The 22,447-nt window shown below is 28.4% G+C and carries 17 protein-coding genes and 1 other RNA gene; 15 read left to right on the top strand and 3 right to left on the bottom strand.

What is annotated here, in order from left to right; all coding sequences use genetic code 11:
* Positions 1 to 18: 18 nt before the first annotated feature.
* The 4 genes from AC2TEO_RS16155 to AC2TEO_RS16140 are packed head-to-tail and all read left to right on the top strand — an operon-like array spanning position 19 to position 3,445.
* Positions 19 to 582 carry a DUF2911 domain-containing protein gene (locus tag AC2TEO_RS16155; protein ID WP_442265809.1) on the top strand — a complete coding sequence of 188 codons (564 nt, stop codon included), beginning with the start codon at positions 19 to 21 and terminating at the stop codon, positions 580 to 582.
* On the top strand, positions 579 to 1,289 hold the full coding sequence (locus AC2TEO_RS16150) for a PepSY domain-containing protein (RefSeq protein ID WP_442265808.1): 711 nt from the start codon (positions 579 to 581) through the stop codon (positions 1,287 to 1,289). Before AC2TEO_RS16155 ends, AC2TEO_RS16150 begins: the two co-directional genes overlap by 4 nt.
* 2 nt (positions 1,290 to 1,291) lie before the next feature.
* Positions 1,292 to 2,992, top strand: a complete 1,701-nt coding sequence (locus AC2TEO_RS16145; protein WP_442265807.1) for an efflux RND transporter periplasmic adaptor subunit — start codon at positions 1,292 to 1,294, stop codon at positions 2,990 to 2,992.
* 18 nt (positions 2,993 to 3,010) lie between these two features.
* Positions 3,011 to 3,445, top strand: a complete 435-nt coding sequence (locus AC2TEO_RS16140) for a cation transporter (protein WP_442265806.1) — start codon at positions 3,011 to 3,013, stop codon at positions 3,443 to 3,445.
* Positions 3,446 to 3,580: 135 nt separating this feature from the next.
* On the opposite strand, the gene AC2TEO_RS16135 is transcribed toward AC2TEO_RS16140, so the two are convergent.
* The gene (locus AC2TEO_RS16135) at positions 3,581 to 4,345 is read right to left on the bottom strand and encodes a hypothetical protein (RefSeq protein WP_442265805.1); all 765 of its coding nucleotides are present in this window, start codon (positions 4,343 to 4,345) and stop codon (positions 3,581 to 3,583) included.
* Between the two features lie 141 nt (positions 4,346 to 4,486).
* Positions 4,487 to 5,260, bottom strand: coding sequence for a helix-turn-helix domain-containing protein (locus AC2TEO_RS16130; RefSeq protein WP_442265804.1), 774 nt, complete (start codon positions 5,258 to 5,260; stop codon positions 4,487 to 4,489).
* Between the two features lie 580 nt (positions 5,261 to 5,840).
* Between AC2TEO_RS16130 and AC2TEO_RS16125 the strand changes: the two genes are divergently transcribed.
* The 11 genes from AC2TEO_RS16125 to AC2TEO_RS16075 all read left to right on the top strand — a co-directional run bounded on the left by AC2TEO_RS16125 (position 5,841) and on the right by AC2TEO_RS16075 (position 21,276).
* Positions 5,841 to 7,085, top strand: a complete 1,245-nt coding sequence (locus tag AC2TEO_RS16125) for a tyrosine-type recombinase/integrase (RefSeq protein ID WP_442265803.1) — start codon at positions 5,841 to 5,843, stop codon at positions 7,083 to 7,085.
* An 8-nt stretch (positions 7,086 to 7,093) separates the two neighbouring features.
* Positions 7,094 to 7,981 carry a hypothetical protein gene (locus AC2TEO_RS16120; protein WP_442265802.1) on the top strand — a complete coding sequence of 296 codons (888 nt, stop codon included), beginning with the start codon at positions 7,094 to 7,096 and terminating at the stop codon, positions 7,979 to 7,981.
* Positions 7,982 to 8,211: 230 nt separating this feature from the next.
* Positions 8,212 to 8,505 (top strand): helix-turn-helix domain-containing protein, encoded by a 294-nt coding sequence (locus AC2TEO_RS16115; protein WP_253056035.1) that lies wholly within the window; start codon positions 8,212 to 8,214, stop codon positions 8,503 to 8,505.
* Position 8,506: 1 nt separating this feature from the next.
* Entirely contained in the window at positions 8,507 to 8,827 is a 321-nt protein-coding gene (locus tag AC2TEO_RS16110; protein ID WP_442265801.1) for a hypothetical protein, read from the top strand.
* A 5-nt stretch (positions 8,828 to 8,832) separates the two neighbouring features.
* A complete protein-coding gene (locus tag AC2TEO_RS16105; RefSeq protein WP_442265800.1) occupies positions 8,833 to 10,041 on the top strand; it encodes a primase-helicase family protein in 1,209 nt (402 codons plus the stop codon).
* 717 nt (positions 10,042 to 10,758) lie between these two features.
* Positions 10,759 to 13,128, top strand: a complete 2,370-nt coding sequence (gene hsdR / locus AC2TEO_RS16100; protein WP_442265799.1) for an EcoAI/FtnUII family type I restriction enzme subunit R — start codon at positions 10,759 to 10,761, stop codon at positions 13,126 to 13,128.
* Positions 13,128 to 14,558: an N-6 DNA methylase gene (locus AC2TEO_RS16095; RefSeq protein ID WP_442265798.1), complete on the top strand. Its 1,431-nt coding sequence runs from the start codon at positions 13,128 to 13,130 to the stop codon at positions 14,556 to 14,558. The genes hsdR and AC2TEO_RS16095 overlap by 1 nt, the downstream gene beginning before the upstream one ends.
* A 1-nt stretch (position 14,559) precedes the next feature.
* Entirely contained in the window at positions 14,560 to 16,263 is a 1,704-nt protein-coding gene (locus AC2TEO_RS16090) for a restriction endonuclease subunit S (RefSeq protein ID WP_442265797.1), read from the top strand.
* Between the two features lie 20 nt (positions 16,264 to 16,283).
* Entirely contained in the window at positions 16,284 to 18,155 is a 1,872-nt protein-coding gene (locus tag AC2TEO_RS16085; protein ID WP_442265796.1) for an ATP-dependent nuclease, read from the top strand.
* A gap of 5 nt (positions 18,156 to 18,160) precedes the next feature.
* Entirely contained in the window at positions 18,161 to 20,296 is a 2,136-nt protein-coding gene (locus AC2TEO_RS16080; protein WP_442265795.1) for an AAA family ATPase, read from the top strand.
* Positions 20,293 to 21,276: a hypothetical protein gene (locus AC2TEO_RS16075; RefSeq protein ID WP_442265794.1), complete on the top strand. Its 984-nt coding sequence runs from the start codon at positions 20,293 to 20,295 to the stop codon at positions 21,274 to 21,276. Before AC2TEO_RS16080 ends, AC2TEO_RS16075 begins: the two co-directional genes overlap by 4 nt.
* Before the next feature lie 389 nt (positions 21,277 to 21,665).
* On the opposite strand, the gene ssrA is transcribed toward AC2TEO_RS16075, so the two are convergent.
* Positions 21,666 to 22,063: a transfer-messenger RNA gene (gene ssrA / locus AC2TEO_RS16070) on the bottom strand.
* Between the last annotated feature and the right edge of the window lie 384 nt (positions 22,064 to 22,447).

Genomic DNA, 22,447 nt, shown 5'->3' with positions numbered 1-22,447 from the left:
CTTTAAATCAGAAAAATCATGAAACAAATAGTATTCTTTATAATAATTATTATGTTTTCTTTTAGTTGTAAAACAGAACATAAAAAACATAACCAAGAACAAACAACATCAGTATCTTCAAAGAAAAAAGTTTTAAGTCCTCATACTTCAGTAATGGAAATAATAGGAAATGCTCATATTCATATAGATTATTCTTCACCAGGAGTACGAGATAGAATAATCTTTGGAGGATTATTAGCTTACGACCAAGTTTGGCAAGCTGGAGCACATAACGCTACATGGCTTGAAACTAATAAAGATTTAGAAATTAACAAAACTATCTTACCAGCAGGTAAATATGGTTTCTTTACTATTCCTTCTAAAAATAAATGGACTTTGATCTTTAACTCAAATTGGAACCAACATGGTAAAGACGAGTACGATGAGAAAGATGATATTATTAGGCTTAAAGTAAAGCCAACATTTTTAGAGGAAAATGTAGAACATTTAAAATATGAAATAAACAAAACAAATGATGAGTCTGGTGAAATTAAATTGTCTTGGGAAAAAATAACTGTCAAATTTAATTTTAATGTAAAATGATAAAAAGACACATAGCTTTAAAAATAAGGAAAGCTCATCGTTATTTAGGTTTATTTTTAGGAATTCAGTTTTTATTATGGACGCTCAGTGGATTATACTTTAGTTGGACAGACATAGATGCAATTCATGGTGATCATTTTAAAAACTTAAATTATCAACCAAAAGCTTTCACTAACTTAATAAGTCCATCTCAACTAACAATTTCTGAAGGAATTAAAACTATAGAACTAAGAGATATAAATAATACTCCATATTATTGGGTTAATAAAAAACAACTATATAATGCGATTAATGGTATTAAAAAAAATCGAATATCAAAAAATGAAGCGTTATATATAGCAAAAAACCATTTAAAATCGGACTTAGAAATTATCTCTATTGAAGAGATCGATAAAGTTGATAAGCACCACGAATACAGGGAAAAATTATTACCAGCCTATGTATTATCTTACAAAACAGACGACTCATTAAAAGCTTATGTTTCTATTATAGATGGAAAATTTCAAACACTAAGACATCGTAATTGGCGTTGGTTTGATTTTTTATGGATGACCCATACAATGGATTATGAAAGTAGAGATAATTTTAATACTATGATATTAAGAATATTTTCTCTTTTAGGATTAATTACAGTTTTAAGCGGCTTTTTATTGTGGTATATATCTTCAACTACAATTAGAAAGTTAGTAAGAAGAAATAATAAATAAAGATGAAAAAATATATCATTTACATCATAATTTTAATGATTGGATTAATTTTGGGGAAAGTATTATTTGGTTACTCAGCTGAAACTAATCACAAGCATAATAACGAAGTAAGTATATCGCAAAAATGGACCTGTTCAATGCATCCTCAAATTATGCAACCTGAAGCAGGAGATTGCCCAATATGTGGAATGGATTTAATTCCTGCTGAAGCTGGAGCAGATGGTTTATCAACTAATCAATTTAAACTTACCAAAAACGCTATGGCTATAGCAAATGTGCAAACCACTATTATTGGTAATACCTCACAAAATTCAGATAACACAATACAATTATCGGGAAAAATTACTGAAAATGAAGAAGTCAATGCTGTATTAGTAAGTTATTTTTCAGGAAGAATAGAACGATTACATGTTAATTTCACAGGTGAAAACATTAAAAAAGGACAGTTATTAGCTACCATTTATTCGCCAGAATTAGTTAAAGCTCAACAAGAATTACTTACCACATTTGCATTAAAAGAAACACAACCTGAATTACACAAAGCAGTCCGTAATAAACTAAAATTATGGAAGTTATCAGAAAATCAAATAAATCAAATTTTAAAAACTAAAAAAATAAGAGAAAACTTTCCTATATATGCAAACACATCAGGAACAGTTTCAAAAAAGCTAGTAGAACAAGGCGATTATGTAAAACAAGGTCAACCTTTACTAAAATTAATCAATCTTAAAACAGTTTGGGCAAACTTTGATGTTTATGAAAATCAAATCAGTAATTTTAAAGTAGGACAACCTATAACTATTACAACGAACTCGTATCCTAACGAAGTTTTTACTTCAAAAATATCTTTTATCGATCCTGTTTTAAATCCACAAACAAGAACAGTAACAATTAGAGCTATTTTAACCAATAAAAAAAAGCTATTTAAACCTGAAATGTTTGTATTAGGAAAAATAGACAAAGAACTAAAAAACCTTAAAAAAAAGATAATCATACCCGCTTCGGCAATTTTATGGACTGGTAAACGCTCAATCGTATACATAAAATCTGACACAAATAATCCTGTATTTGAAATGAAAGAAATAGTACTAGGTGAAAAATTAGGTGAGAATTACGAAGTAAAAACCGGTTTACAATTAGGAGATGAAATAGTAACAAACGGTGTATTTACTATTGACGCATCAGCCCAATTACAAGGTAAAAAATCTATGATGAACCATCAAAAGATGATTAGTGAGCAATTTGATGTTAATGAAAAATTCACTTCACAATTACAAAAAGTTTACAACACATACATTAACCTAAAGGATAATTTAGTAAAAACAGATTTTAACTTATCTAAGAAAAGTGCATTAAACTTTCAAAAAGCATTAAAAGAAATTGACGCAAAACTATTAGTAAACAATAACGCCCATAAACAATGGATAATGTTCTTTAACACTCTAAAATTAAGTAGTAATGCTATCTTAAACTCTAAAAACATAAAAGAACAACGTAAGCATTTTAAAGAATTATCTGAACATTTTATTTCAACTGTTCAATCTTTTGGTATAAACGAGATTAGTTATAAACAATATTGTCCGATGGCAGATAATGATAAAGGCGCATTTTGGTTAAGTAAAGAAAAACAAATATTAAATCCATATTTCGGTGATATGATGTTGAAATGTGGAGAAGTAAAACAAATAATAAATAATAAATAATAAATAATTTTTCAAAAGATGAAAAAAGTAATTTTAAGTATTGTAATTATTGCAACTGTTGGTTTAGTTAGTTGCAAAAACGAAGTAAAAAAGGAATCTACTAAAACAGAAAAAACAACTAGTAATGAATTAGCTTCTACAAACTCAACATTTGGTGTACGTGGTAACTGTGGTATGTGTAAAAATACCATTGAAAAGGCAGTTAATAAAATAAACGGGGTAAAATCTGTAGAATGGGATAAATTAAGAAAACAAGTAAATGTTTCTTTTGATAAAGCCAAAACTAATTTAGATGCAATTCATAACGCTATTGCTGCTTCTGGATATGATACGGATAAAATTATGGGGAGCGAATCTGCTTATGAAAATTTACCTGCTTGTTGTAAATATGATCATGAAATGGAAATGAGTTTAAAAAGCGATGTGAAAGCGGATGAAAATTCTAATCATTAAAATCATTTACTATCTATTTTAACAGAAAACAACAAACCCTGTAAACATAATGCTTACGGGGTTTATTTATAGGAAGTCTTATCTTCTCTAGTTTATAAAAGATTTATAAACAGTGAACAATACTTTTTATTAAGTTTAATTACTTGTTGTTAGAGTAACTGTATTTGCACCTCCATTAGTAACAGTATTATCATTATATTTAGCGTAAGGCCTAAAATAATAAGTAGTACCAGCGGTTAAACCAGAAATAACTTCTGTAAATTCAGTAATTAAAACAATTCCTTTATTATGAATTCCATCATAATCAGAATCTGCTTTAAAAGTACTATTAGAAAAATCTTGGTTTATACTATACTCATACCCTATTTCCTTAGGCATCTCTTTAGTTAGATTTGATAAGTTTAGTATTGGGGTAATTTCAGTTTGAGATCTAAAGAATGGTGTATCTTCTATTTCTAATGTAATGGTTCTTGTACTACTAACATCAACATTCGTACTTACCTGAACTTCATTACCATAAAAGAAAGTACCATTTTCATATTTAAAATAACCTCTAATAAAATATGTTTCGTCTTTAATTAAATTTTCAATATACCCTGTTGCATTAGCACTTGCATCATGTACATTTGATGTGTTTGAAGTTGATACAGTTGGATTAGAAGTTCTACCAAAAACAAACCCCTTTTCAATAACATTTCCAAAAGAAGTATCCTCAACATAAGTTGCAATTAAATTTACATTTACACTTCCATCTTTATTAATAAAAAAGTCGTTAGTCGTGTTTGTTATAAAACTTCTTTTATCTACTATTTCAGGTTCATTTCTATCTGAAGAGCAATTAAAAAAAATTAAAGAAACAAATACTAAAACGATTGACTTAATTACATCTTTTACTTTCATAAATAATATATTTTGAGTTTTAAAATTTTTTGCAAAAATCTGTAATAGTGATGAATGTAATAGTATTAAAAAGAAATAATGAGTTCTGAAATCAGATTTCAGAACTCATTATTTCTTTTTAAGTATAAATCGTAAGGCTTGTTATTGTTGATTTTTAAATTTTGTAGGGGTCGTACCTGTTTCTTTTCTAAAAGCATCATAAAAAGCACTTTTACTTTTAAAGCCTACCTCTAAACTAATTCCTTCAATACTATAATCATTGGAATTAACATTTTTCAAAATGTCTTTAGCTTCATTAATTCTAAAACCATTGATGAAAGTTTTAAAATTTTTATTAGAAACTTCATTAATAACTGTAGATATTTTTTTAGGATGTTTATTAGTAAGATTAGCTATATCTATAATAGTTAAATCAGGGTTTTTATATATATTTTTTGAAATAATCATTTGTTCAATATGATTAAAAAGAACTTTATCAGTTTCATTAATTTCAACTTCATTTTTAGATTTACTTCTTTTTTCTGTAATAAAATCACTTTCTTGAACTAAGTTTTTAACGGTTTGTTGTCTAATTCCATGAATACATATCCAATACAGCAATCCAACATTAATAATTGCTTCAGTAAGATCTAAATAATAGTTGTTAAATTTTGAAGTAAAATGAATTATAAGTGTAAAGAACACTCCTACTAACATAAACGATTTTGCCCAATAAAGTTCTTTTCCTATTGTAGATGTATATTGATTATTAATTTCAATTGTATGCTTTTTTAAAAAAACATGTGTTAAAAAGTAAATAAACACAGTATATATGTGCCCTCCAATATGATGAATAAAACCAAAACTTTCAGAAAACCTAAACTTTTCTAATTCTTCGGATACATTAAAATATATCAGTAAGTCTATTACAAACATTAAAATTCCGGGAATTAAATAAATATAGATTCTGTTTGATTTAGGAAGTAATGAGAGGTTTCTTATATATAAATAAAACAAAGCAAAAAGTAGCCAATCAAAACTCAAAGGCAAATTATTTAGAAAGGTAAAATTTTCATCTAAACTTAAAAGATTAGTTATTGGTTTAAGGTAATTTATTGAATACAAAAAAATAAACAAGCTTAAAAGTAAAGTTGGATTATTTTTCTTTTTATCTAAAAAAATTAAAAGTAAACTAAAAATAAGTCCTTGAATAAGTCCTAAGATAAAAACTACAGTCTGTATTTTATTTAAAACATCCATAATATCATCAATAATTTCAGCGAAATTACATTATTCTGTTATTCTATATGGATAAAAAAACCTCAATTATTTTTAAACTAATTGAGGTTTTAATTAGTGGAGACGCCGAGAATAGACCTTCTTTTGCTTTACTATACCTTAATCCGCGCTACAACTACTATAAATACTGATTCTGTAAAATTTTTATAATTCTTTTTATGCTGAAATAGATGTTAAACACTACCTTTATTGACACCTAAATTGACACCTGTAAGCTATGACATACACATTCAATCTAAAAGAAAAAAGTAAAGATGGATTAACACTAATCTATTTGAAAGCCTATTTTAAAAACGAGGGTAAAAGATTTGTATACTCAACAGGAGAATTTATCCATCCAAAAGAATGGGATATAAAAAACAGACAACCAAATAACCTTACAGGAAGAACTTCAAAAGCCGATTCTCATCGAACAATAAAAAGACAACTTGATCGATATTCTAACTTTTTTATACAAGTAACAGAAACTTTCAAAAACACCAATCAAGAATTAACTGTTGAAAAAGTAAGAAAAGAATTTGACAAGGAATTCAAAAGAGTAGCTAAAGGAAAAAATAAGTTTTATGAAGCTTATGATGAGTTTATGTTATTCAAGCAAAAAAATCAAGAATGGTCTAAGGCTACTATTAAGAGATATTATAATATTAAGTCATTGCTTGAAGATTTTGAAAAAACAAAAAACTATAAAATCACTTTTAATACCATAAATCAAAAATTTTATACTGAGTTTACAGATTTTTGTATGGTTCATAGAGGGCATATCAATAATACTTTTACTAGAAATGTTGGATTAGTTAAAACATTTCTTTACTGGGCTTTAAAAAATGGTCATACCTATAAATCTGATTTTATAAAATTTAAAAAGAAACCAAAAGTAATAACCAATCAAATTGCACTAAGAAAAGAAGATTTAGAACTTTTATTAAAAGTTGAAATGCCATCTAAAAAATTAGAACGAGTTAAAGACATATTCATTTTTTCATGTGTAACAGGAATGCGTTTTGGTGAGTTAAAGTTTGTTTCAAAAAATACCATTAGCGGTAAAGTACTATTACTTAAAGAAGAAAAAGGTTCTGGTAAAAAAAGCAGAGAGATACCACTTAGCAATATCGCTTTACATATTTTAAACAAGTATAATTATACCTTACCTCTAATAGGTAATCAAAAATTTAATGACTATGTAAAAGAAGTTTTTGAAAAAGCTGGATATACACATAATGTTGTAAAAACATCTACAAGAGGCAAAGAAATACTTCGAGAAGAAATGCCTTTTTATAAAAGAATAAGCTCCCATACAGCTAGAAGAACATTCATTACAATGATGAAAAGAAACGGAAAAAGTGATAAACTTATCGCCGAAATATCTGGTCATAATGATATGAAAACACTTAATCAGTATTATCAAATTTCAAATGAAGATGTTAAAGATGCAGTACATGATACATTTAATATAGAGATATAAAAACAGCTATGAATTACGGAGAACAATTTGTTGAGATATATAATAAAAAATTTGCGTCTATTTGTTTAAACGCAAAAACGCAATTTGAGAGTTACTATAATACCAATTACTCTTTTGTTAAGGTAGAAAAAGTTCTTATAAAACAATTAGTAGAAGAGATTGATAAATTATTAAAGTCAAATAATTTAGAAAGAGAAATATATGAAACTTGTGATAGAATAATTAGAGGAAGTAGAAATCATTATACTTCAGAGGTTACTTTATCTTTAATTAATGATGAAATATATGAGATATTTGATCAGTTTACTTCAAAGAGTAAAGAAAAGGTGAATTACGAGGAATTCATATATGTATTCGCAAACAGGAAAGCCATATATGATTACTTTTCTTTTTTAGAAAAAAATAAAGAAGAGTTGACAAAAATATTTGATAATCAAAAAATAGGTAATTTCTTTAATGTGGTTAAAGCTAACAATGAGTTGTATAAACTTAATGATTTAAAAAAAGAGCCTCAAAAAAAAGATTCTCAAAAAATAGATCCCAAAAATAAAGTCATACAGAAGAAAAAAGTATCTGTTTATCATTTAACACAAAATGAAAAAATGATTTTACTTCATGTTCTTTTACATGAATTTAAAGATTCAGGGTTACATAGTTTAAGTACTGAGTATTTCAGAGTTTTATCTTTAACTTCAGAATGTTTGACGGAACAAGATGTTCAAAAAGCCAACACAAACCATACTAAATATAATTACTTCTATAAGGGAGTTAATGCTTCCGATAAACCTTCTTTTGAAAAAAGTATCATGATAGATGAAATTTTAAAGAAGATAGAAACAGTTAAGAATATTGAAAAGTTTAAAAGAGCTTTAGTTCGATATAAAAACTCAAAATAATTACCAGCAAAGTATAGGTGGTATTGAGCGCAAGATGATTTTTAATTACTTAAAAATAAACGAATTAAATATATGTTTAATGGTATTAGACTACCATTAAACCATCGATTATACCTTTTATTTTATCATTAAACACATAATCTTTGTGATATCAAAACATAAATATTCAATCCATGGATATTACTAATTACTGAATATGATGTGTTTTTAATTTATTAAAAAAATATATTATGAAAAGTATAATCGTAACAACACAGGAAGAGCTTACAAAAATAATTGATACAGCTGTTTCAACTAGAATGAGTTCTCTTGAAAATTTAATTAACAAAAAATTAAATCCTGAAAAAGAAAATGTAACTGTAAAAGAAGCTGCTGAAAGACTTAATGTTTCAGAGTTAACAATTCGAAACTATATTAAAAGAGGTACTATTGAAGCTTCTAAAATTGGTAGAAGAATTGTCATCAATCTAGAAAGTTTGGATAATACATTGGAGGAAGTTAAATCTTTAAAATATAGACGTTAGTATGGAGGATTTAAACTTACAAAATCAGAGTTTTACTAATAATTTAATTCTCATTGCTGATAATATACAATCAGAAATTTACAAATTAAAGATTAACAGATTTGCGGATTCTTTACTAAACAAGCATTTGGATTTCTATATACAAGAAATAGATAAAATCAAAGATTTAGCTGTATATAACCCGCGTTTTAAATGGCAACTTATTGAACAAGAAATAGATTCTTGTTTCAAATCGGATAATTCAGTTACCGGTATAAATATTGTTTTTGATTGGAAAGAAACATCTATTCCTAACAGACCTTTAATTAAGTTAAAATTATAAGATTTATGGAGTATGTTAGAATAGGAACAGATTATTTTAAGATTTGTAACGTACCATTATTTAGCGGTGATACAAATAAAACATTAATCAAGTGGACAAAAGGAGAACTTATTACAGATAAAGGAAAAGATTATTTAAATACTATAAAAAAGTATGATGGTTTTATCACAATTCCAGATCATCAAAATTATCAACAAGAAATCAGTTCTTTCTATAATCAATATGAAAAAATCGAACATAAACTCTCAAAAGGTTCATTTCAAATAACCGAAGGGTTTTTGAAACATATTTTTCAAGATCAATATGAATTAGGCATAGATTACCTTACTATTTTATGGCAATTACCAACTCAGATATTACCTATTTTATGCCTAGTGAGTAATTCTAGAAACACAGGTAAAACTTCATTTTTAAAATGGTTAAAATTGATATTTCAAGGTAATATGACTATAAATAAAAATGAAGATTTTAGAAGTAGATTTAATAGCGATTGGGCATCTAAACTTATTATTTCTGTTGATGAAGTTCTTTTAGATAAACGAGAAGATAGCGAGCGAATTAAGAACTTATCTACAGCAGGAACTTATAAACTGGAATCTAAAGGAAAGGACAAAGTTGAAACTAATTTTTTCGGAAAGTTTATTTTATGTTCTAATAATGAAGAAAATTTCATTCAAATCGACGAAAACGAAATTCGCTACTGGGTAATTAAAGTGAATTCTTTTCAAATTGAAGATGTTGATATGCTAGAAAAGTTAACCAAAGAAATTCCTCATTTTTTACATTATTTAAATAATCGAAAAATAGTATCGGAAAGAAAAACTAGAATGTGGTTTACGAAACAACAAATTTATACGCCTGCTTTAGACAAAGTTGTAAAAGGAAACAAGACCTATTTAAGTCAAGAAATTAAAGAAATTATAATTGACGATTTTGTTGCGTTTGAAGCTGATGTTTTGCGTTATACCGCAACAGATTTGTTTGAAAAACTAAATAAAGGAGTAAGAACTAATCGTTCAAGAATTTCTAAATGTTTAAAAGATGATTATAAACTAGAACCATATAATGGTAGTTATAAGAAATATTTTTTTACGCTAAACACTTCACAAAAAACAATTGTTGATTTTGAAACCAAAAAAGGGAGATACTATGAGTTTAAAAAAAGTGATTTTTTAGAAAATTCGTTGACTGTTGATAAAACATCCCATTTATGAGTGAAAAAGCAATGCTCAGTGGGTGACAAGAGTTCAACAGTTAGTCAACACAAAACACAAAATGCGTATGTTGACTAACTGTTGATTTTTTGTTGATTCTTTATCCGTTTGTTTTACTTGCTTTTAAAGTAATAGTTCAACAGAGTGACAGAAACTAGTATTTTTTAGTTTTTATCAATATTACAATTTTGCGTTTATACGTTGCGCTTTTTGCGTTATTTTAAGTGTAATTAGTAATAAAGAATAAATGTGTACTAGATAGCTTATTTGTAAGAGATTTTTGTTCTACTGTTTTTTTTTTCTTTTAATTGCGCTTTTGCGTAGAAAGCGCAATTAGTAAGAAATGCTTTAATATACCAGTTTGACTTAATTATATTTAATAATAAAACTATATGTTTGTAATATGCTTTATTTGGAGAGGAAGCAATAGGAGCTTTTCGCCTACCATTTAAGGCATTTTTTATGTAATAAAATTTCTTTTTTTTTAAAAAAAAACGAGGTAAATCCATAATTGTAGTAATTGTTTTTTACATTACGTTATATTAAATAGAATAGTATAGCTTTTTTTGAGTAACGTAAAAACGTAAATAGAATAAAAAAAGCTAATTATTGTTTGTGTTTTTATATGTTTCTAATCAGTTTTATAGAGATTTATAGGAGAATTTTATTTAAGCTCAATATGGCTTAAATCAATTGCTTTTATTATTTTTAAAACCTATGAATAAAAAAAGCTTATCAGAAAGAGACATTTGCTCAAAGTTTATTAATCCTGCAATTGTACAAGCAGGCTGGAATATGCGCACACAAATACGAGAGGAAGTCTCATTTACAGATGGGCGAATTATTGTTCAAGGAAAACTATATGCTCGTGGAAAACAAAAAAGAGCTGACTACATTTTATACTACAAACCAAATATTCCTATTGCAATTATTGAGGCTAAAGACAATAAGCATAAAATTGGTGATGGTATGCAACAAGCTTTGGAGTATTCAGAAATACTACAAATACCATTTATATTTACATCTAATGGTGATGGTTTTGTCTTTCATGACAAAACAGGGTTATCTGCACAGGTAGAACAAGAAATTGGACTTCATCAATTTCCTTCTCCTGAAGAACTATGGTTAAAGTATTCAAAGTTTAAAGGATTAGATACACCAGAAGTACAACATGTAGTAACTCAAGACTACTATACTGATGATAGTGGTATGACACCAAGATACTATCAACAAAATGCTGTAAACAGAACAGTTGAAGCCATAGCAAAAGGACAAAGCCGAATTATATTAGTAATGGCTACTGGTACAGGAAAAACCTATACTGCGTTTAATATTATATGGCGACTTTGGAAAAACGGAATAAAAAAACGCATCTTGTTTCTAGCAGATAGAAACGCATTGTTAACGCAAACTAAAAATGGAGATTTTTCACCTTTTGGTAATGATGTTATGCACATTATTAAAAATAGAAAGATTGATAAATCGTATCAAATATACTTTGCATTATACCAAGGTTTAACTAGCAATGATGAAACTAAAAATGCATACAAAGAATTTAGTAAAGATTTCTTTGATTTAATAGTCATTGATGAGTGTCATAGAGGAAGTGCATCAGAAGCTTCTGCCTGGAGAGATGTATTAACTTACTTTGATTCTGCTACACATATTGGTTTAACTGCTACACCAAAAGAAACCAAGGATGTTTCAAATATGGAATATTTTGGCGAACCTGTGTATACCTATTCTTTGAAGCAAGGTATTGATGATGGTTTTTTAGCTCCATATAAAGTAGTTAGAATTGCAATGAATGTAGACGAAGGCTGGAGACCAACTGCTGGTTTACTGGATAAATATGGTAACGAAATAGAAGACCGAATTTATAATCTTAAAGATTATGATAAAACACTTGTTATTGATGAACGTACACAAGTAGTTGCTAAAAAAATAACAGAATATTTAAAAGCTACTGATCGCTTTGCTAAAACTATAGTGTTTTGTACAGATATAGACCACGCTAATCGAATGCGACAAGCATTAATTAATGAAAATGCTGATTTAGTTGCAAAGCATTGGAACTACTGTGTTAAGATTACAGGTGATGATGAAGTAGGTAAGCAAGAATTAGATAATTTTACAGATGTTGAAGAACGTTTCCCTGTAATTGCTACCACTTCTAAAATGTTAACCACGGGTATTGACACCAAAATGGTAAAATTTATTGTGCTAGAATCAAATATAGCTTCAATGACTGAGTTTAAACAAATTGTTGGACGTGGAACAAGAATTAGAGAAGCTGAAGGAAAAGTATTTTTTACATTAATGGATTTTAGAAAAGCAACCAACTTGTTTGCAGACCCTGATTTTGATGGCGATCCAGTACAAATTTACGAACCTTTAGAAAGTGAAACAGTTTTGCCACCAGAAAATGAAGAGTCATCAGAAATTATTGAAAATTTAATTGAAGAAAATACCGAGTTTTCATCTCCTATTCCTAACATCGACATAAATGACGATGAGGAAAAAATAAGAAAATTCTATGTTAATAAAATACCTGTATCGGTAGCTAATGAACGTGTACAGTATTATGGTAAAAACGGAAAGTTAATTACTGAATCATTAAAAGATTATACCAAAACTAATATTAAAAAAGAGTTTAGTTCTATTGATGACTTTATACAAAAATGGCAAACTACTGAACGCAAAGAAGAACTAATTACTGAACTCGCTGAACAGGGAATTCTTATAGAGGCACTTAAAGAAGAAATAGGAAAAGATATGGATGCTTTTGATTTAATTTGCCACGTAGCATATGATAAACCCGCCTTAACCAGAAAAGAGCGTGCTAATAATGTTCGTAAGCGCAATTATTTCACAAAATATGGAGATACGGCTCAAAGAGTATTATTATCATTACTTGATAAATATGAACAAGAAGGTATTGTGTCTATAGAACAAGGATCCATACTAAATGTGCAACCTTTAAGTCAAATGGGTTCAGCTGTAGAATTGGTACGCGCTTTTGGTAAAAAGAAAGATTTTTACCAAGCCATTAAAGAATTAGAAAACGAAATATACAACATAGCTTAATGAGTAACATTACAACAAACATAAAGAGCATTCGCGATATAATGCGCAAAGACACAGGAGTAGATGGAGATGCACAACGTATCTCTCAAATGGTGTGGATGCTTTTTATGAAAATATTTGCCGATAAAGAAGAAGAATGGGAAATTACCATTGACAATTACGAATCTCCAATTCCTGAAAACTTAAAATGGCAAAACTGGGCGGCAGATGATGAAGGCTTAACAGGGGATGCTTTAATGGAATTTATAGAAACAGATTTATTTCCTACCTTAAAAGATTTAGATATCTCCATAAGTCCGCAAGCTAAAATTATACGCTCTGTTTTTGACGACACTTATAATTATATGAAAAACGGGACACTCTTCCGTCAAGTAATAAATGTTATTAATGGAATAGATTTTAATGACTCTAAAGAGAGCCATCTTTTTAATGATATTTATGAAGGCATATTAAAAGAACTACAGTCTGCAGGTTCATCAGGTGAGTATTACACACCAAGAGCAGTAACCCAGTTTATGGTAGATATGATTAACCCTTTATTGGGAGAAAGCGTATTAGACCCAGCCTGTGGTACTGGTGGTTTTTTAACTTGTACAATTGACTATGTAAGAAAACAAGTAAACGATTCTAAAGAAAGAGACGTTTTACAAAAATCTATACGAGGTGTTGAGAAAAAACCTTTACCACACTTATTGTGTACTACCAATTTAATGTTACACGGTTTTGACTTACCAGCAGTGCGTAGAGATAATTTACTAAGTAAGCCTTATGCCGATTGGGGAGCAAAAGACAAGCTAGATATTATACTCTCTAATCCGCCTTTTGGAGGTGTTGAAGAAGATGGTACCGAAACCAACTTTCCTAAAAAATTTAGAACCAAAGAAACTGCCGATTTATTTTTAGCCTTAATCATAAAGCTTCTAAAAAATAACGGACGTTGCGCTATTGTATTACCCGATGGTACTTTGTTTGGCGAAGGAATGAAAACACGTCTAAAAGAAGAACTGTTGACCAAATGTAACCTACATACTATTATACGTTTACCTAATGGTGTATTTAACCCTTACACCAGTATTAAAACCAATTTGTTGTTTTTTGAAAAAGGAACACCTACTAAAGAAATTTGGTATTACGAACATCAATACCCTAAAGGTGCTAAAAGCTACAATAAAAGTAAACCGATTAACATTAAAGAATTTGATGTAGAAAAAGCGTGGTGGAACAAACGTGAGGAAAACAAATATGCTTGGAAAGTTTCTATTGAAGAGATTAAAAAACGTAATTACAACCTAGATATTAAAAACCCCTACCAAGAAGTTGACACTTTAGAAAGCCCAGAACTTATTTTAGAAAAATTTAGGACTACGGAAAAAAAAATAGGTAGCATACAAGACAAAATTATTAATGTATTAACCGAAGCTTTAAAGTAATATGCAACTACTACAACACTTTAAAGAACTAACCATTCATCCTAAAAATACTGAAGAATTAAAAGGGTTGGTTTTACAATTGGCAATTCAGGGTAAGTTGACTGCGAATTGGAGAGAAAAAAATCCTGCTATTGAACCTGCTTCAGAATTATTAATAAGAATTCAAAAAGAAAAGACGGAACTTGTTAAGAAAAAAAAGATAAAAAAAGAAAAAGTACTACCTAAATTAACTGAAGAAGAAATCCCTTACGAAGTGCCTAAAAGCTGGGTTTGGTGTAGAGTTAGAGAAACAGGATTTACACAAACTGGAAGTACACCTCCTAAAAAGAACCCTGAGAATTATGGAAATTTCATTCCTTTTATTGGACCTGCTGATATTTCAAATCAATTAATGAAATATCCAGTTGCAGGATTATCCAAATTAGGAATTTCGATTGGGAGATTAATTCCAAAAAACTCGTTAATGATGGTTTGCATTGGGGGAAGTATTGGAAAATGTAACATTAATCAAATTGATGTTAGTTGTAATCAGCAAATAAATACCGTTACACCAATATTTATTCCTTCTGTTTATATTAAAGCTGTTTGCCAGTCACCATTTTTTCAAAAAAATGTTTTAGGAAAAGCATCAGGTTCCGCAACGCCAATAATTAATAAAGGAAAATGGGAAGCGTTACCAATCCCACTTCCACCACTAGAAGAACAAAAAGAAATCGTAAAAGTAGTAGAAACCCTTTTTAAGGAAGTAGAACAATTAGAGCAATTAACGGTACAACGTATTGGTTTAAAAGAAGATTTTGTGACGTCTGCATTACACCAACTTACTACCAATAACGCAAAACAAGTATGGGCTTTTTTACAAGACCATTTTAAAAGTTTCTTTAATGAAACCACCAACATTAAAAAGCTACGAGAAACGATTTTACAATTAGCAGTACAAGGTAAACTCACAGCAGATTGGCGTCAACAACAATCATTGAGCGGAGCCAAAGTAGAAGATGCTTCTATTTTATTAAAACGTATACAAGAAGAGAAAGCACAACTCATAAAAGACAAAAAAATTAAAAGGAAAAAAATCTTAGCTCCTATTACCGAAGATAAAATTCCTTATGAATTACCTAATGGTTGGGTTTGGTGTAGGTTACAGGATTTAGTAAATGTTGGAACTGGTTCAACACCAGCAAAATCAAACTCTTCTTATTATGATGGTACAATACCTTGGTATACAAGCTCTGCTACAAATGATTTATATGCAAAAGAATCAGAAAAGTTAATTACAGAAAAAGCATTACAGGAAACGAATTGTAAAGTTTTCCCAAAAGGGACTTTAATTATAGCTATGTATGGTCAAGGAAAAACACGTGGACAAATAAGTGAATTAGTTATTCCTGGAGCAACTAATCAAGCTGTTGCAGCAATGGTTTTCTACAAAACTTCGAAAGACTCTAAAGAATATATTAAATACTTCTTTAGAAAAATTTATGATGAAATTAGACTTTTAGCAGAAGGTGGAGCACAACCCAATTTAAACGTTAGTAAAATTAAAAATACAATTCTTCCACTTCCACCACTAGAAGAACAAAAAGCCATTGTAGAAAAAGTAAATGCTTTAATGGGTTTATGTGATGCTTTAGAGGAAGAAGTACAACAAAGCCAAGAACATAGTGAGATGTTAATGCAGAGTGTTTTGAGGGAGGTTTTTTAACCTAATAATATAAATTAACTATGAGGTTAAAAGAAGTTCACATAAAAGGAACCTATAAAAATTTACAGGATTTTAAAGTTAGGTTTGAAGGCGATAATTTTTTAGAAGTATTTGTTGGTAAAAATGGAACAGGTAAATCTAATTTCTTCGAAGCCATTTTAGAAATATTTAAGCATTTATCAGAAGAGGATTATCCGATGACTTTCAATTATTCAATAATCTATGAAATAGAAGGAGAAACCATTTATTTAGAATGGAAAGATGTTAAATGGATAAATGAAGAACAACAAGATACGACACCAGATAAATTAAAACTGCCTGAAAACATTCTAGTTTACTATTCTGGTCATAATAAAACTATAAGCAGTCTTTTAAAAACATCCAATGAAAATCATAAAAAGCTTTTAGATACTAAAAGAAAAAATGAAAACTTATTAAGCGAGGTAACTAGACGTTTTACTGGTATTGATAATCAATACAAATCTTTATTGTTGAGTGTGTTATTATTACAAGAAGACACCAATAAAGCCAAAATATTTATAAAAGAAAAATTGGGCATTGAAACTATTGGAAATGAAATAAGGATAGACTTCAAAAGACCTAATTATGCCAATAGTAAGGATAAATTTCAATTTGATGAGTTTGATGAGACTAAAAGGTTTTGGTCTCCAGAAGGTTACTTTAAAGCTCTATTAAATAAAATTTGGAGTGTTACTAAATTTGATTATCAAGGACGAGCTAGAAACGAAGGAAATATAAATGAAGATGAATATATATTATATAAATCTTTTAGCAAATTCCAGGAATCATTCAATCACTATAGTCCTCTAGATTTATTTATTGCTTTTGATAATTTAAAAACTATTGGATACTTAAAAGATATTAAAATTGATATTACTTTAAACTCAGGTAAAACGATACAAATTGACCAATTTAGTGATGGTCAATTTCAATCCATTTATATCTATGCATTAACTGAGCTGTTTAAAGATAAAAACTGTATCACTTTATTAGACGAACCAGATTCTTTTTTACATCCAGAATGGCAACATAAATTTTTAAGTCAAGTAAATGAAATTAGTGAGGCTTCTGCTAAAACTAATCACGTTTTAATGAGCAGTCATAGCGCAGTAACATTGGTTGGTGATTTAGAAAAAAAAGTAAACTTATTCAGATTTCAAGAAAATGATTTGAAATGTCATAAAGTAGGAAAGAACTTTGCAGTAAGCCAGTTATCAAGTGAACTCTTTAAAGTGAATTACGATAAACAGTTACTAAGTATTATGCATACGCATAGTCAAAATAAACCAATTCTGTTTACAGAAGGTTTTTCAGATCCTATTGTGCTATATGAAGCTTGGAATCGTTTATATGATTATGAACCTCCATTTGATATATGTTTTGGATTTGGGTGCGAATATCTTCGAAAGATATTAAGTAGTGATAAATTTCAAACAGAAATGAATGGTAAACCTATTTTTGGTTTGTTTGACTTTGATGAAGCTTATAATCATTGGAATTCTCTTAAAAGCGATGGAGCTTTATTGGAAGCAGATCCTTACAAGGGTATTTGTAAAAAAGTTGAAACTAAAAATAGCTATGCTTTTTTAATTCCAGTTCCCAATATATCTGAAATAAAAAAACAAGTTATAGCTAATGAAAGAACTAATGAAACCTACGGATATCAATCAAAAGTAGAAATGGAACATCTTTTTTATTGCGATCAAACAAGTGATAAATTTACCACTAAAAACAAAGTTGGTGGTGGTCAAGTTTTAGAAATAAGTGACTCTCAAAAAATGGTTTTTGCACAAGAGGTTGTGCCAACAATAGATGATATTCATTTTGAAGTATTTAAACCCATGTTTGAATTTATTATAGATAAAATTTAGATGATATGAAGGGATTTAAGTTATTAGCAATACGCCCTTTGGAAGGGTGTGACACAAGGTTTAGTAAAAATCTAAATAAAGGAGAAATTTACAAGTTTTACCAAGAATATCAGTTTTTGGATGAAACTGGTGATAAAATTCAATTTAACTCTAAAAACAAAAACAGTAATGTAGCTGAAATTGAAATACCTGAAGATGAATTTGATTTATATTCTCCAATTAATTCAGATTTAAAAATTAATATTTCAGCTATTGTTGGTAAAAATGGAAGTGGAAAAAGTACGTTGATAGAATTGTTGTTTGTAGCTGCGTATTTATTAGCGTTGGATAAAGAGATTTTAAAACACCGTATTCATGAAGATGAAATTTCAAAAAATGTAAAAGATAGAAAAAAAGGAATATACGAAGCGCAATCGAACACTAAGATATTGATTTCAAAATTACGCGAAGAAGTTTTAGAAACTACAGAAACGGTAGAAACGCTCTCAAAACTTAAAAAGAAGATTTCTCAGCTTAATTGGAACGAAAACCACTTAAGGTATCTAACCGATTTAGAAAAAGAGATTCTTCAAATAAAAAAAGAACTTAAGGTAGAAATATATTATCAAATAGATGGCGATATTATACAATTCAGTTTTGATGGAAATGGAAATAGCCAATTTAAACCTGTAAATAAATCTGGTAAAAATAGTATTAAAGAAAATTTTATAGATTATTTCTTTTATTCATTAGTGTTGAATTATTCACAATATGCATTAAACTCAGAAGAAACTGGTGTTTGGATTCAAGAACTATTTCATAAAAATGATGCGTATCAAACACCAATCGTTATCAATCCAATGCGAACAGGAGGAAATTATGATATCAATACTGAAAACAATTTAGCGCGTCAGCGTTTACTAGCTAATATTTTGGAACCTTTAAATGGGGAATCTCCAGAAAATAGTATGAGGCAGTTAGCTAGTGGTCATCTAGCAACTAGGTTGAAGTTAGAACTTAATACTAAAAAGTTTGAAAATGATTTTGGGAAAGAAGAAGTATTAGAAAATACAACACACCAAAAAGAATGGGCATTTATAAAAGATACTTTTTCATTGGAGAGTTCGATAAGAACTAAAACCATTTATGATAAATATGCAAGACAATACATTATTGATAAGTTAATAAGTATGTCTGACAAGTATTCTCAATATGGTGAATTTTGTAAGGGTGATGAATTTTTAAATATAGAGGGGTATTTAGATGCCTTAAATATTGATTGTTCCCATATTACATATAAATTTTTTCAAGCTGTAAATTTTCTAAAATATAATTATGCTAAAGATTTAGTTATTTACAATGACAAAAACGAAGGATATAATAATGTAATTAGTTTGTCAAAGTTTATCAAAGAAAATAGTGACGGAGAATGGTTAATACACTGTATTCCTCCTCCAATTTTTAAAACAGAAATTTATTTTGATAATAATGATGAGAACAATTCTTTAAAAAGATTAAGTTCAGGTGAAAAACAATATATATATTCTATTAGTTCTATAATGTATCATCTAAGATACTTAAATTCAGTTGACGGAGACAAGGTTCGTTACAAATACCAATACATAAATCTAATCTTCGACGAAATAGAATTGTATTATCACCCAGAATTACAACGTAGTTTTATTAATGATTTGCTAGAAGCTATTAAAAGATGTAATCTTAATGATATTGAAAGTATCAATTGCATTTTTGTTACACATTCGCCATTTATTCTTTCTGATATACCTGTTACAAATATTTTAAAATTAGAAGATGGAAATATAAATAATACAATGGGTGAAACATTTGCAGCAAATATTCATGACTTATTGGCTAGTAATTTTTTTTTAGCAGATGGCTCTATGGGGGTATTTGCTAAGAAAAAAATTGAAGAAGTCATTGATTGGATTAATGAGAATGACAAAAATCACAAAGAAGGCAAAGGTTATGATAGAGAAGGAATTGTTAGAGTAAAAAAAATAATTAAGCTTATAGAAGAACCTGTTTTAAGGAACAAGCTAACTGAAATGCTTAGTGAGATTGAAGTTGATGAAAACTTTATTAATGATATGATTCATAAACAGACAAAATATCTACGAGACATTTTAAATAGAAACGAATGATTTTTTTAGATCCATACGCACCACATATATTAACTGCTAAAGAACAGCATTTAGAAAAACTTTTTCCAATAGTAAAAAAAAGAGTTAATGATTTACCAACAGGTGAGTTGAAAACGTTCCTTAATGAAGCACGAATTAAAAGAATATTAACGGATTTACCAAAAGATTTGAGTTATCATCATTATTCGTTATTGTATGCAATAACAGGTGTAAATACTACAGAATGGAAAGATTATTTGAGGATAAAGAAAAAAAGGGCTAAAAATAGAAATACTGCCGAAAATCATGTTTTTGATAGGTATAAAGAATTAATATTTAATATTAATTCTATTTTTAAATATAAAGGTAGTTTTGGTAAAAAAGAAACTGAATATTCTACTTATGATTTAGCAAACTCTTTAAATATTCAAACTTGTGTTTATTGTAATAGAATTTATACAAAAACGGTTATAAACCCTAATAAAATTACAAGACCAGAATTTGACCATTGGTATCCAAAAGAAACATATCCATTATTGGCTTTGTCTTTTTATAACTTAATACCAAGTTGTCATATTTGTAACAGTAGTGTTAAGGGGTCAATTGAAATGAATACTACTGATTTTTTACATCCTTATATAAAAGAAGATACCAATTTAAAATTTAGTTATTGGATAAAAGGTTTAAACCAGTATAAGTTTCAAATAAAAAGAATACCTAATTCAAAAGAGGATAACACAATTAAGGCTTTTAAATTGGAAGAAATTTATGAGACACATAAAGATGAGATTCATGATTTAGTTAATTTAAGAAAGCTCTATTCGGTGGATTATCTCGTAAAATTAAGGGGGCTATTGTCTAAAGTGGATCAAAAAATTTCAAACGAGGAAATATATAGATTAGCATTTGGTACTTCATTAGATGAAAAAGACTTTCAAAAAAGACCTTTAAGTAGGATGAAGCGTGATATTTTAGAAGAATTAGGTATGTTAAACGATTAGTTAAAGAAAATGACTAAAGCACAAACCAAACAGGTATTTTACTAGATGATTCATAAACTTGTATTTGTGAAGCAGAAATAATTAATAGGTTAGTAAAAACCACTTATGAATTGAAAAATAATACAAAAACTACTTATATTTCAATGGGATTTTGAACAAAAGTATCTATTATTAAGAAAGACGATAACTCCCAAATGAATGTTGTTTTGAAACTTCATTAAAATAATATGTTATATTCTATAAAGAACATAAAATTTTATCCGATGTTTTATGCGTTTTTGAGTAGTGAAAATTGAGGTAATAGAAAGGTTTAATAGTGATTTTAACTGTCACCTAAATTGACACCCGTAAACAACAAACCCTGTAAACATAATGCTTACAGGGTTTATTTGTGGAGACGCCGAGAATCGAACTCGGGTCCAAACAAGTAGCTCAAGAGCTTTCTACATACTTAGTTTTTATTTAATTTTCGTCTAAAAGCTGACTAAAAACAATCCACTTTTAGCTTATCTTCTTAAGTTTCGAAAACTTATCGAAGTACTAAGTTTTCTATGTTTACTTTTATGATGCCCAGAAATGAAACGCCGTAAACCAAGGCTTTCCGTGGACATTTAGCTTGTACACCTTGTGTACCGAGGCTTGAATCTTACTATAATTCAGATTATTAAGCAGCTAAAGCGTAATTATTTTCGCCATTTAAATTGTTGAAATAAGTTTAACGAGCATCATTTCAGTCCTCGGTATGCTTACAATTTCACTAATCTTGCTGTCAAAACCAGTCGTCCCCAATATGTCAAAGAATTAATTTAATACCAACAAAAAATGTACCAGTAGTTAAGTACAGACTTTTTGACATTTAATACATATTTCTTCAAATTTTTATTCTTCTCAAAAAATGCAGGTGGCAAAGATAAAAAAACAAACTTTTAGAAAACTAGTAAATCAAATTTATTAATACATAAAATTAATGCATTCTTTTTTATTAAACACTTTTTTATACATTTGATCATCTTCTGTAAATATTTATAGTAAAATACTATGCGAAAATATTACCTAACAATATCTATAATATTCTCATGTTTTTACATTTTTTCTCAAAATGCAAAAACTCTCAAAAATCCTCTAGAAGCTAAAAAACAAAAATTCAATTTAAGAAAGAATATAGGCATAG

The organism is Tenacibaculum aquaeponti, from assembly GCF_057221555.1.
Note: the sequence above shows the minus strand (reverse complement) of the source record. Positions and strands in the feature narration are given on the sequence as shown.

Bases quoted from the DNA above. Each gene is read 5' to 3' on its own strand.
- AC2TEO_RS16135 (WP_442265805.1), bottom strand. From the start codon at position 4,345: ATGAAAGTAAAAGATGTAATTAAGTCAATCGTTTTAGTATTTGTTTCT.
- AC2TEO_RS16150 (WP_442265808.1), top strand. From the start codon at position 579: ATGATAAAAAGACACATAGCTTTAAAAATAAGGAAAGCTCATCGTTAT.
- AC2TEO_RS16155 (WP_442265809.1), top strand. From the start codon at position 19: ATGAAACAAATAGTATTCTTTATAATAATTATTATGTTTTCTTTTAGT.
- AC2TEO_RS16140 (WP_442265806.1), top strand. From the start codon at position 3,011: ATGAAAAAAGTAATTTTAAGTATTGTAATTATTGCAACTGTTGGTTTA.
- AC2TEO_RS16085 (WP_442265796.1), top strand. From the start codon at position 16,284: ATGAGGTTAAAAGAAGTTCACATAAAAGGAACCTATAAAAATTTACAG.
- AC2TEO_RS16075 (WP_442265794.1), top strand. From the start codon at position 20,293: ATGATTTTTTTAGATCCATACGCACCACATATATTAACTGCTAAAGAA.
- AC2TEO_RS16115 (WP_253056035.1), top strand. From the start codon at position 8,212: ATGAAAAGTATAATCGTAACAACACAGGAAGAGCTTACAAAAATAATT.
- AC2TEO_RS16090 (WP_442265797.1), top strand. From the start codon at position 14,560: ATGCAACTACTACAACACTTTAAAGAACTAACCATTCATCCTAAAAAT.
- AC2TEO_RS16110 (WP_442265801.1), top strand. From the start codon at position 8,507: ATGGAGGATTTAAACTTACAAAATCAGAGTTTTACTAATAATTTAATT.
- AC2TEO_RS16105 (WP_442265800.1), top strand. From the start codon at position 8,833: ATGGAGTATGTTAGAATAGGAACAGATTATTTTAAGATTTGTAACGTA.
- hsdR (WP_442265799.1), top strand. From the start codon at position 10,759: ATGAATAAAAAAAGCTTATCAGAAAGAGACATTTGCTCAAAGTTTATT.
- AC2TEO_RS16125 (WP_442265803.1), top strand. From the start codon at position 5,841: ATGACATACACATTCAATCTAAAAGAAAAAAGTAAAGATGGATTAACA.
- AC2TEO_RS16130 (WP_442265804.1), bottom strand. From the start codon at position 5,260: ATGTTTGTAATAGACTTACTGATATATTTTAATGTATCCGAAGAATTA.
- AC2TEO_RS16145 (WP_442265807.1), top strand. From the start codon at position 1,292: ATGAAAAAATATATCATTTACATCATAATTTTAATGATTGGATTAATT.
- AC2TEO_RS16120 (WP_442265802.1), top strand. From the start codon at position 7,094: ATGAATTACGGAGAACAATTTGTTGAGATATATAATAAAAAATTTGCG.
- AC2TEO_RS16080 (WP_442265795.1), top strand. From the start codon at position 18,161: ATGAAGGGATTTAAGTTATTAGCAATACGCCCTTTGGAAGGGTGTGAC.
- AC2TEO_RS16095 (WP_442265798.1), top strand. From the start codon at position 13,128: ATGAGTAACATTACAACAAACATAAAGAGCATTCGCGATATAATGCGC.